Origin of the sequence: uncultured Aurantimicrobium sp., from assembly GCF_936931525.1 — a bacterium.
GTDB lineage: Bacteria > Actinomycetota > Actinomycetes > Actinomycetales > Microbacteriaceae > Aurantimicrobium.
In genome coordinates, this window is record NZ_CAKZII010000122.1 from 1 (window position 1) to 1479 (window position 1479).

Here is a 1479-nt window from a genome sequence, read left to right on the forward strand (position 1 = left end):
CCAGTACGCCCACGATGGCCTCACTGTGGTCTTGGAGTCGACAACCTACCCAGGTACTACCGAAGAAATCTTGAAGCCGCTGCTTGAGGAAACCGGCCGAAAAGTCGGCAAGAACATTTACTTGGCTTTCTCCCCTGAGCGCATTGATCCAGGTAACCCAACTTATGGAATCAAGAACACCCCCAAGATTGTGGGTGGTGTCACAGAGGTATGTGGTGACAAAGCAGTTGCATTCTATGAACAATTCATCGAAACAGTTGTGCGTGCAAAGGGCACACGTGAGGCAGAAACTGCAAAACTTCTCGAGAACACCTACCGCCACATCAACATTGCTTTGGTGAATGAAATGGCTCAGTTTGCTCACGCCATGGATATTGACATCTGGAATGTCGTTGAACTTGCCAAGACCAAGCCCTTTGGCTTCCAGTCCTTCTCCCCTAGTGCTGGCGTCGGTGGTCACTGTATTCCAATTGATCCCAACTACTTGGCATATAAAGTTCGTGCAGAGTTAGAGCGTCCTTTCCGCTTTGTTGAGCTCGCCGAAGAAATTAACCACAGCATGCCCCCGTATGTTGCTCGTCGTGTTCAAGACCTCTTGAACTCTCAGAGCAAGGCAGTCAAGGGATCCAAGGTATTACTTCTCGGAGTTACCTACAAGGCAAACATCTCAGATAAGCGTGAATCGCCTGCTGTGCCCTTAGGGCAACGCCTCCTAGACATGGGAGCAGAACTCTCCTATTTCGACCCACACGTGCCAGCCTGGGGCGTAAATGGTGTTGATGTGCCTCGATCGGCAAGTATTTCCGGTGCTTTGCAAGACTCAGACGTGATCATTCTGGTTCAGCCACACAGAGAATTCATCGAGGCGGCATCTGAAATTTCCTCGTCCTCTACGGTAGTTCTCGACACCACCGGTAAATTCGCCGGTGCAAATATCGAGCGACTTTAAGCTAGATGTCAGCAACAGCGACTCCTCGGGTTTATTGCACCTATTTTGATAGCGGCTATCTCAGTCGAGGACTCGCTCTTATCGCGTCCTTGCGAGAACACGGCGATACATCACCCGTTTATGTATTAGCACTGGATAACGCAGCTGCAGCTTATCTAGAAGAAAACGCTCCCGATAATGTTTTTGTTTTGCGCATTGAAGAGTTGGAACGAGCAGAACCCGAACTGCTCCCTCTCAAAGCCCAGCGCTCACGCATGGAGTATTACTTCACCTGCACTCCATTGCTCATTCGCCATGTCATGAACAAACAGAACATTCCTGGTGGAATGTCCATCTATCTAGATGGGGACCTTTTCTTCTTCAATAACCCACAGCTAGTGATTGACGCCATGGCGGATTCATCTGTCGGAATCATCGAACACAGATACCCCGATTCTTTGGCTGAAAAGCTCTCCAAATATGGAAGGTTCAACGTCGGCTGGGTCGGCTTTCGCGACGATCAAGATGGTCGAAAAGTTCTCGACTGGTAC

General features: G+C 49.6%; 2 protein-coding genes. Both read left to right on the forward strand.

The genetic code is table 11. The features are described from left to right. Window positions 1–949: nucleotide sugar dehydrogenase (locus Q0362_RS05475; protein ID WP_298120908.1), on the forward strand; the 949-nt coding region annotated here is incomplete at its 5' end. A gap of 5 nt (window positions 950–954) precedes the next feature. Beyond that, window positions 955–1479: hypothetical protein (locus tag Q0362_RS05480; protein WP_298120911.1), on the forward strand; the 525-nt coding region annotated here is incomplete at its 3' end.